9 protein-coding genes are annotated in these 9,330 nt (G+C 61.9%); 5 read left to right on the top strand and 4 right to left on the bottom strand.

Annotated features, from left to right (window positions below; all coding sequences use genetic code 11):
- Window positions 1–127: 127 nt before the first annotated feature.
- A protein-coding gene (locus tag BJI47_RS03465; RefSeq protein ID WP_254900348.1) for an IS3 family transposase occupies window positions 128–1,551 on the top strand; the annotation gives its coding sequence in 2 pieces (ribosomal slippage) (window positions 128–455 and window positions 455–1,551; 1,425 coding nt in all).
- A 491-nt stretch (window positions 1,552–2,042) separates the two neighbouring features.
- Here BJI47_RS03465 and BJI47_RS23630 read toward each other — a convergent pair.
- Entirely contained in the window at window positions 2,043–2,693 is a 651-nt protein-coding gene (locus tag BJI47_RS23630) for a hypothetical protein (RefSeq protein ID WP_139804844.1), read from the bottom strand.
- A 130-nt stretch (window positions 2,694–2,823) separates the two neighbouring features.
- Between BJI47_RS23630 and BJI47_RS23625 the strand changes: the two genes are divergently transcribed.
- On the top strand, window positions 2,824–3,171 hold the full coding sequence (locus tag BJI47_RS23625; RefSeq protein WP_125458652.1) for a peptidase inhibitor family I36 protein: 348 nt from the start codon (window positions 2,824–2,826) through the stop codon (window positions 3,169–3,171).
- A 131-nt stretch (window positions 3,172–3,302) separates the two neighbouring features.
- A complete protein-coding gene (locus BJI47_RS03445) occupies window positions 3,303–3,878 on the top strand; it encodes a hypothetical protein (RefSeq protein WP_125458651.1) in 576 nt (191 codons plus the stop codon).
- Between the two features lie 99 nt (window positions 3,879–3,977).
- Here the strand turns inward: BJI47_RS03445 and BJI47_RS03440 are convergent, their stop codons facing one another.
- The 3 genes from BJI47_RS03440 to BJI47_RS03430 are packed head-to-tail and all read right to left on the bottom strand — an operon-like array spanning window position 3,978 to window position 6,183.
- Entirely contained in the window at window positions 3,978–4,592 is a 615-nt protein-coding gene (locus BJI47_RS03440) for a hypothetical protein (protein WP_088942419.1), read from the bottom strand.
- Complete coding sequence (locus BJI47_RS03435; protein ID WP_088942418.1) at window positions 4,589–5,638, bottom strand: hypothetical protein; 1,050 nt, start codon at window positions 5,636–5,638, stop codon at window positions 4,589–4,591. Before BJI47_RS03435 ends, BJI47_RS03440 begins: the two co-directional genes overlap by 4 nt.
- The gene (locus BJI47_RS03430; RefSeq protein WP_176224657.1) at window positions 5,635–6,183 is read right to left on the bottom strand and encodes an RNA polymerase sigma factor; all 549 of its coding nucleotides are present in this window, start codon (window positions 6,181–6,183) and stop codon (window positions 5,635–5,637) included. Before BJI47_RS03430 ends, BJI47_RS03435 begins: the two co-directional genes overlap by 4 nt.
- A 384-nt stretch (window positions 6,184–6,567) precedes the next feature.
- Here BJI47_RS03430 and BJI47_RS03425 point away from each other — a divergent pair, with 384 nt between their 5' ends.
- Both BJI47_RS03425 and BJI47_RS03420 read left to right on the top strand, forming a co-directional pair.
- A complete protein-coding gene (locus BJI47_RS03425; protein ID WP_088942416.1) occupies window positions 6,568–7,575 on the top strand; it encodes a hypothetical protein in 1,008 nt (335 codons plus the stop codon).
- A 454-nt stretch (window positions 7,576–8,029) separates the two neighbouring features.
- Window positions 8,030–9,330: IS1380 family transposase (locus tag BJI47_RS03420; RefSeq protein WP_125458649.1), on the top strand; the 1,301-nt coding region annotated here is incomplete at its 3' end.

Below are 9,330 nucleotides of genomic sequence, written 5' to 3'. Positions count from 1 at the left end.
CCCTGCGTGCCAGGGTGAGGTGAGTCCAGTGGTTCATAGCAACCCGGCCTGATGCAGGGCGAGATACGGATCGACACACACCATGGCCATCACCACCAAGACGCCGGTCAGCGGCGACAATGAACGCATGGATTCAGCGCATCCGAGAGCAGACGGACCACGACGGCGACGGGCGTTCACCGCGGCGGAGAAAATCGAACACGTGCGTGCTTACGAGCAAGCCTGCCAGAGCGGCGACGGCGGGGCATACCTACGCCGCGAGGGACTGTATTCGTCGTTGATCAGCGAATGGCGCAAACACCGCGACGCCGGTGTTCTCGTCGGCAAAAAGCCCGGCGAGAAGGTCGGCAAGCTTACCGCCGAGCAAGCCGAGATCGCCCGCCTCACCCGTGAATTGAACCGCGCGAACAAGCGACTGAACACCACCGAAGCCGCACTGGATATCATGGGAAAAGCACACGCGCTCTTGGAATCTCTCTCCGAGAGCGCGGATTTCGACGAGAAGAACAACAAGCGATGACCACTGCGTACACCACACTGACCGGCATCGGAATTAGCTCCCGCGAGGGCAGCGTTCTCACCGGTCTGCACCGATCGACGGCGACACGTCGAAGTGCCGCAGCTACAGCACCGACACCGCCGGTGCCGCAGGAACCAGCGGCGGAGCCGGTCAACAAAGTCACCACCAGCGAACGGCGACGTATTCTCGGCGTCCTCAACTGCGACCGGTTCGTCGACCTCGCACCGCTACAGATCTACGCCCAACTCCTCGACGAGGGCATCTACCTGTGTTCGGTGTCGACGATGTATCGAGTGTTGCGCGAGAACAGACAGGTCAGCGATCGACGGCGACTCGCTCGGCACCCGGCCAGGGCATGCCCAGAGTTGGTCGCGACCGCGCCGCGGCAGGTGTACTCCTGGGATATCACCAAACTGGCCGGCCCGGTGAAAGGGCAGTACTTCGATGCGTACGTGATGATCGACATCTACTCCCGCTACATCGTCGGAGTGCACGTTCATAGTCATGAATCCGGTGTGCTGGCAAAGGAATTGATGGAACAGATCTTCGCGGTCCATGGCGTCCCGCACGTCGTGCATGCCGATCGCGGTACCTCGATGACCAGTAAAACCGTCGCGACACTCCTCGCGGATCTCGAGGTCACCCGAAGCCACTCCCGGCCTCGGGTATCGAACGACAATCCGTACTCGGAGTCGTTGTTCAAAACTTTGAAATACGGCCCCGGCTTCCCGGATCGGTTCCGATCACTGAGCGAGGCAAGGGAATTCATGGATATCTTCACCGATGGGTACAACCACGAACATCGCCACACCGGTATCGGACTGCACACTCCCGCCGATGTCCACTACGGCTTGGCTGCACGCAAGGCAGCCGAACGCCGTCTCGTTCTCGACGCCGCCCGCGCTGCACATCCGCATCGCTTCGGCAGCACTGCCGCACCGAAAATCCTCGACCTCCCAGACACCGCGTGGATCAACAAACCAGCAGAAACAACTGACACCGATCAAGAGCACGATTCGATAGCGGCGTAACACCCACTGGACTCATCCACCTTGACAAATTCCGCACGAGCGAACGACTTCTGGATCCGTAGAGGGACCGAGCACTTAGTATTCGAACGGATTGCCATCTCCCATCCGAAACCCGTAAGCGTCAACCATTCTTGACGGTGCGGTAACTGTCGTTCCGAAGTGTCCGCGCCGACCGAGGTTATGGGTTGTTTGGTTTTTCATCCGCTATGGGCGGAGCTCGTTGCTTTTGACCTGCGGCCCGCCACACGCCCCGGATGCAGCGGCGGTTGATTCTCCTCATCGGATCTGGCGGATTCTGGTCGCGTTTGGAGGTAGCAGTCGGGGCCCGGTGTCGTTGCGCCTGGTCGTCGTGGGGGCCGGGGCATCTCCACCCGATACCGGACGGGCGCCCCTCCGTCAGCGTCTCGCCACACATGTATGCAATTCGCTAGTTCAGCCGAGAGCCGACACGATTCCCCCGAGTGACTTGGGGACCCTCGTCGCAGAGGGACCTAAGGGGCGGCTACTGATACACGGAGCCGGGTCGGTCGTTCCATTGCTTCGACTTGGATTGGGCTCTGCGAGTCGCCGAGTCCGACGAACGATTGCGTGACGCCGTCACCGTATCGAGTGCTGACGATCGACGACACCAGACTGACAACCGGGACCGGTGGTTCCAGATTCTGACGTCCAGTCGGTCCATCGGCCGTTCCGGTGAAGTCGATCTGAACGATGCCGCGGCCATCGATATCCAAAGGTTTGCTGTCGGAGTATCGAAGGGCACGGTCGACCGTGCGGACGGAATAGCCCACGTACCCGTCTCCTTTGAGCTCGTAGACGATCGAGGTCATGTTGTCGGTGTTCTCGATTGACACCGCCGCGACCGAAACTCCCGGGGACTCAGGTGAAGGATCCACGGGCGCAGCGCCCTCGGCCCTAGGTGGCATGCCGAAGGTGTCGATCGGTGGTCTTGTGTCTGCAACACCGCTGATCAAGTATCCGCTGGCGATCGAGTGTCCGTGCGTGCTCGAAGCCTCAGCCGATGTGGTTTCGTCCGGCCCCGTGGGGGCTGCGGGCGGGGAGTCCGTCTGGGGATCGTGCGCGCACCCACCACTTACTAGCGCAATAGTCAGCACTGCCAACACGATTCGACTACTCACCATTGCATGACTCTATATCGATGCCAGGACCAAGTGGTCTTGCACGAGAAACGACCATACCGGTCTGTTTTCTGTTAGTTTAGGCAGGCATCGATGTTTCCGCGGACTAACCCCAACGAAGACAGGATGTCCAATGAAAAAGATTTTCCTGGCGATCATGGCCCTCGCGATGGGGGTGTTCGGCTTTGCCTCTCCCGCGCCGGCCCATGCGGCAACATGCGTAGGAGGCGACATCTGCTGGTGGCAGGGCTCGAACTTTGTTGGCAATGGCGCCATCTGGCCGTTTCCTCTAGAGGACAACTTCTGTGCCCCCCTCTCTGTCCCTGCACGGTCGGCGATCAACAACAGTTCGAAGCAACTGACCTTCACCAACCAGCCGTGCGGAACTCCGGGATCGAATGTAACGGTCTTCCCCGGCACTCAAGTACCGAATTTCGGATTCGACGCCGGCTGGGCCTATCGCTGCCTGTCGTGCCGCTGAGGAATGCGCTTCCTCTGGCATTCAGAGCCGAACCACAGTCTTGTCCGATTTCTGGCACACCACTGTGGTTGCAAGCCCCCAACGATCGCTCGACACGCGAACGATCTGAGACAAAAAGCTGAGGAATACATATGAAACGGTCACTTCGCACAATACTTGTCACTGCAACAGCAGCAGCTGGGATCATAGTGGGGAGCCCGATTGCTGCCGCTCAGCCTGCGCCGACGCCCAGCCCCGAGAACGCCCCACCAGGGCCTGAGTCGGAAGGTCAATACTGCGTGATCCTGGTGGACAAGCCCTCCGATCCGACTGCAGTCTCGAACGAGGTGTTCTCGGCATGCTCCGATACCGGCATCGAGGACGCGGAAGCCCAATTGCGGGCCGAGGAGAGCACAGGCGCTCTGGCCCAACGTGGAGCATCCATTCAGGCCTCGATCCCGATCATGCGGTGGTCGGAGAATCTCAACAACAGTTCGCCCTACACGGTCATCTACGGTCAGTCCGGGCCCTGCGATACAGCTGGATACAACCTGAACCCCAATACGTATTGGGCACCGCGCATTACATCGATGCAGGGCTACAACTACTGCGACGTCGCGGACATGCGTCAACTCAACGGCGGGCTGTTTCAGTCACGGCTGTTGCCATTGAACTATGTGGGCGATCCGTGGAACGACAACATCGGGTTCATCCGGGTTCATTCCTGATCCTGAGGCCTCACGCCCTTCCGGCCCCGGCCAGCATGCACGAAACGCCACAGGGGCGATGCGCGCGTGCGGGCCGGGGTCACACGGGAACTCCAGGACTCAAAGTAGTCCGTTCGACCGGAGCGATTGCACGACTGCCGCACCATCGGGTGCGGTAGTCGGGAATTGGCCCACGACGGGCATTGCTTGTACGGCAACCCGTGCCGACGACTCACCCGTTCGGTGCACGACGACGGCGAGGATGTATCGGCCGTCATCGCCGTCTGCGGTGCTGGCGCGATAGAGGTAGTGCTGCACACCGACAATAACGTCGGCGTGTTGTTGCACGTCGGCTGTGGTGAGTTCGTTCCACGATTGCTGACTCACACCTACACAAGTTGCCGCCAGCTCGACGAGTTCTTGATCGGACACCGATTCGTGCGGTGCTGTGAAATCAGTTGCGGCGGAAAGTGATGCTTCGTCCCAGTCGGTGGCCCACGGCGGTTTCCTGTCTTCGCTGACATGCCGGGTGAACGGGGTATCCGCCGTTCGGCATTCCACCGCGAGATCCGCCCCGGATTCGCCGGTGCCGCATGCGGCGACGCTGATCACCGAGACCAGTCCGAGCGTTGTGGCTGTGCGGATCAGTCGAAGCATCGATCTCGGCGCATCGAGGGAGGTTCGTCGCTGCGATTCCCGGTGCGCGGATGGTGTGACTGATCGGGTCTTAGTCATGGACGCTCACCTTCTGCCGGTGTGTATCCGCGATCGAGGAACACCGTGTAGCCCACGGTCGAGGGGATGGGAACTGGGACTTCGACGGCGGATGTTGAGAGTGCAATTCTCTCGAAGTCGAGCAGCGCGCCCGTGCCGGGGTCGAATATCAGGACAGTTCGGATGTCCGCCGAGGACGTCGACGCGGCGACACCGCTGCGTCCCGCGCGATCGGTCACTTCACCGGCAACCTCAACGTTGGGCAGCTCTCCCAACTCCTGCAAATATGCCGCCTGCTCCATCGGCGAGAGAATCTTCGCTGCCCACGATGCGATGTATGCCTCGAACCATTGAGTGCTCGTCCACTGCGCCTTACCTTCACGGAGTAGTCGCCGGGTCTCATCGACAGAATCCGTCTGGGCGACAACGATTCCAGGTGCGGCCGGCTGGGGAGGAACTTCCACGGCGTCGATGCGGCCGTCCTCGGTAGTCACGGTGCGACCGGATCCATCGGCTGCGCGCCAATCTTCACGGGTCGACTCGGCAATTCCGTGATCGAACACCTCACCATCCTGTGTCTGCAGTGTGTAGAAGCCCCATTCCCGGGTGTTGAAGTACTCGAACCGGCCCTCACCTCGATCCGGCGGTTGCGATGCAGCGGACGCGGCCAAAGATCCGAAGAGATCCGACGATGTGACAGGCCGGTCGAACGCGACGAACATCAGCGGCGATGGCATCCCTGCGGCGCCATCGAATGGCGCAAGCTCGTACGGCGACGCCGATGCATCTGGCAGCACGAATGCAGACTGCGCCGACTTATCGTCACCGTCGTTGCCGCTACCGCGCACCACCGCAATCCCCAAAGTACCCGCAATCGTGATCGCGGCCGTCATAGCCGCCGCAACCAGGACAGGTGCGCGGCTATGGCGGGGGGTGTCGTACGTGTCGCGCGAATGGCCGAAAATCTCGGCCAATGCTTGATTCTCGGCAGAACCTGTATCGCGGTGTGCTGTCACCACGGGGTTCTGATCGGCCAACCGCTCAAGTGCGTGCCGCGTTGTTCTCATAGTCGATTCCTCTCAGCATCAGGGGTATTCGAGTGACCTGCGGCAGCACTGCTGTCCGCCAGCGCAGCCTCCAGACGACGGCGAGCGCGATGATGTCGGACTGCAAATGTCGCTGGCGAGCAGCCGACTACTTTCGATGCCTGTCGGTGAGTCAGGCCATCCCATACCGTCAGAAGTAGCACTTCGCGATCCGAATCGGACAAGGACGCCACCGCCTCCAGGACCACGACCCGTTCGAGGGCGGCTACGTCTGCACCCTCAACACCGTTTGATTCCAGTGCAGTTCGGGCGTCGACAAGACGATCGACCAGGACATCCTGACGTCTGTCCCTGCGGTAGAGGTCCGAAAGAATATTCCGGACAGTCACGATCAGCCAGGGAACCGAGTCGACAGGTACAGCGTCGAACTTTCGCCAGGCGATGAGGTACGCCTCATCCGTTGCTTCACGAGCGTCGTCGTACCCCGCACGACGACAGGCATAGGCAAAAACCACGGAGTGCGTTCGCCGATACATCTCAGTGAAACGCCGTTGATCATCGCCCATACGCGTCCCTATCGTTTGTCCCGTCAAGGAGTAATGGTCCGGCGTTGACCAAAACTTACAGCCCGATCGGAAGAGCTTCGACGATGCCCAAACCTTGAGTTCCACTCCCCGAGGAGAGCCGATGTCAGGTTCGGAAGAGCTCGAAGACTCAGGCTGGACACACATCGAGGTCAAGGGCGGAAGCGCTTGGAGCTCGCACCTCGATCGGCGGCGTCAATGCATCTTGACGGTGCGGTAACTGCGTTTGGCGCACAGCAGCCATTTGCGTCGGAGTTCGACTGTGTGCGGGTGAGAGCGATCAGAAATATCCGCCGGTGCGAATCGAGGCACCCAGGACCATGCGGCGACCCACTGATGTCGGAGCCACCCGATACTGTCCAACACATGCGGGGCACGGCAGCGGGGTCGAACAAGTCGTATCGCTACGAATGGGCGTTGTTCACCGACTGGTGTAGCGCAGTCGACCAGACTCCGCTTCCGGCACTCCCAGTGACGCTGGCCGAGTTTCTTGACGATAGCCCAGCCGGCGATCGGGTACAGATCCGCCGGATCTCGGCTATCAACCGCGCCCACCTCGACGCCGGCCTCCCGCCACCCGGACGAACCACTGCACTGCGCCTGGCCCTCGACTCCGCCCGAGCGCAGCGCCGACACCACCGTGCCCGGCAGCTGGCCGCTGCTGCAGGCAACCTGCCGACGGTGGGGTCGACCGAGGCGTTGTTCGGACGCCGCGATGCGGTACTGCTGATGCTCGCTGCCGCAGGGCTGTCCTACCGCGCGATCGCAGAACTGGACCGTACCGACCTCACCGTCGACGCCGCCGGCAATGTGTCGATCGGCGGCGCGCATAGACTCAGCCTCACCGCCGACGATCCTGCCGGGTTCCGGCCGGGCGAGGTGTGGGCCAGGTGGGACACGGTGTTGCGGTTCGCCGACCGGTATCCCTCGACCACCCTGGTGCTCGATCACCTGCGCGGCAACACGTTTCCGGGCATGACCGGGTGGCCGCAGCGGGCGTGCCCGGTGGCGGTACCGATCGACAGGTGGGGCCACATGCCGCTCCCCGCCGCAGCGATGTCAGCGGCCGCTATCGCAGAGATCGTCGATGCACACCGGACCGGATTGCCGCCGCGCCGCGGTTCCGTTCCACACAGACGCCGAGGACGCTCCGATGACACACACGACGCCGCACCAACTGCGCCGGAACATGATTCGATCGACCTCGGTTCGGGTTATTACGAGGCCGGCATTCGGGCACGCCGTTCTGCGCACACACTGTTGACCGAGGTCCCTGAGCTGTACGACGACGTCGAGGACCGCATCGACGCACTCCTCGCCCGCACGCTCGACCTGCTCGAACAACACACGAACACCACCGATCGGCACGAGTGACGCCGAAAGCAATCGGCAGGGGGAACGGACTGACGTAACAGCCCGTTATCGGTGCACGACCGGGAAACGGAACCATCGTGCCGAATCCTCGGAACAGGCGCTTCCCGAAATCGGGCAATGTTGGTGCTCACCTCGCCGGCTTAAACGTCGCCAGATCCGAGTCCGGCGCCCACATCTGCAGTCGACCATCCCCGACGTCAACTACGGCCAATTCAGAATCACTGCTCGATTAGCCTCTCACACAGCACTTACCGATGACCCACAGCTCTTGGGCGGTACCGAAGAGCAGGCAGAGAAGCTGCTACAAGAATGTTGCCCCACCCGAAAACCACTAAGCCTCGATCCACCGATGAAACTGCGAGGGGAGGGGTGTCGAACTGAAGAAAGTGCCCTCCGAGCTGGGATGATTTGAGTTCTCACACAAAAATCGGACCAGACCAACAGGACACTTCCAGTGCGATCATCCCACACCTTCCACCCTGATTCCGCGAAGTTCGACGACGACCACCTCGTGTCCTGCGCGGGACTGCTGCCGATCATGGCCCTTGCCGACCAGACTGGATTGACCGAACTACTCTCGGACAAGGTGTCGATCACCGCCCCGAAGATCACGTCCGGGGCCGCAAACCTGGCACCGAAGTTGACGACGTTGATCGCGGCGATGTGCGCCGGTGCCGACAGTATCGACGACATCGACCTCCTGCGGTCCGGCGGTACGAAACACCTCTTCGGCTCCGTCTATGCACCCTCGACCATCGGAACATTGCTGCGCGAGTTCACCTTCGGGCACGATCGGCAACTCGAATCGGTCCTGCGCGAACACCTCGTCGCCCTCGCTCACCGCACCGAGATCCTGCCCGGCATCGCGGACCGCGCATTCGTCGACATCGACTCCCTGCTGCGCCCGGTCTACGGCCACGCCAAACAAGGAGCCTCGTACGGGCACTCCAAAATCGCCGGCAAACAGATCCTCCGCAAAGGACTCTCCCCGCTCGCGACGATCATCAGCACCGCCGACTCGGCACCGGTGATCACCGGAATGCGCCTGCGAGCAGGCAAAGCAGGGTCCGGCACCGGCGCGGCGCGGATGGTCGCCCACGCGATCACTACCGCCCGGATGGCCGGCGCGACGGGGAAGATCATGGTCCGCGGTGACTCCGCCTACGGCAACAGTCGCGTCGTACGCGCATGCATCAACGCCGGCGTCGAGTTCTCGTTCGTTCCAATCAAAAACCGGCTCGTCCAACGAGCCATCGACTCCATTCCCGACTGTGCGTGGACACCCCTCCGATACCCGGGAGCGGTCCGCGACCCCGACACCGGCGGCTGGATCTCCGATGCCGAAGTCGCCGAAACAGCCTTCACCGCTTTCTCTTCCACCGCGCACCCTGTCACCGCACGGTTGATCGTGCGGCGGGTCAAAGACGCTCGCTACCGCGATGCACTGTTCCCGGTGTGGCGGTATCACCCGTTTTTCGCCAACAGCACCCTGCCGACGACGACCGCCGATGTCGTTCACCGGGCACACGCGATCATCGAAACCGTGTTCTCGGATCTGATCGGACCGCTCGCGCACATGCCCTCGGGATCGTTCGGCGCGAACTCCGCGTGGGTGCAGTGCGCAGCGATCGCGCACAACCTGCTGCGCGCTGCCGGAACCGTGGCAGGCGGGCGGCCCGCGAAGGCCCGCGAAATGACGCTACGGCGGAAGATCGTCAACATTCCCGCGCGTTTCGTGCGGCCGCAGCGCGCACC

The organism is Rhodococcus sp. 1168 (genome assembly GCF_002091955.1).
In the GTDB taxonomy this organism is placed as follows: domain Bacteria; phylum Actinomycetota; class Actinomycetes; order Mycobacteriales; family Mycobacteriaceae; genus Rhodococcoides.
This window is presented reverse-complemented; position numbering and strand designations above follow the sequence as displayed.

Excerpts from the sequence above, each read along its gene's own strand:
- BJI47_RS23630 (WP_139804844.1), bottom strand. The coding sequence starts at position 2,693 with ATGGTGAGTAGTCGAATCGTGTTGGCAGTGCTGACTATTGCGCTAGTA.
- BJI47_RS23625 (WP_125458652.1), top strand. The coding sequence starts at position 2,824 with ATGAAAAAGATTTTCCTGGCGATCATGGCCCTCGCGATGGGGGTGTTC.
- BJI47_RS03445 (WP_125458651.1), top strand. The coding sequence starts at position 3,303 with ATGAAACGGTCACTTCGCACAATACTTGTCACTGCAACAGCAGCAGCT.
- BJI47_RS03440 (WP_088942419.1), bottom strand. The coding sequence starts at position 4,592 with ATGACTAAGACCCGATCAGTCACACCATCCGCGCACCGGGAATCGCAG.
- BJI47_RS03435 (WP_088942418.1), bottom strand. The coding sequence starts at position 5,638 with ATGAGAACAACGCGGCACGCACTTGAGCGGTTGGCCGATCAGAACCCC.
- BJI47_RS03430 (WP_176224657.1), bottom strand. The coding sequence starts at position 6,183 with ATGGGCGATGATCAACGGCGTTTCACTGAGATGTATCGGCGAACGCAC.
- BJI47_RS03425 (WP_088942416.1), top strand. The coding sequence starts at position 6,568 with ATGCGGGGCACGGCAGCGGGGTCGAACAAGTCGTATCGCTACGAATGG.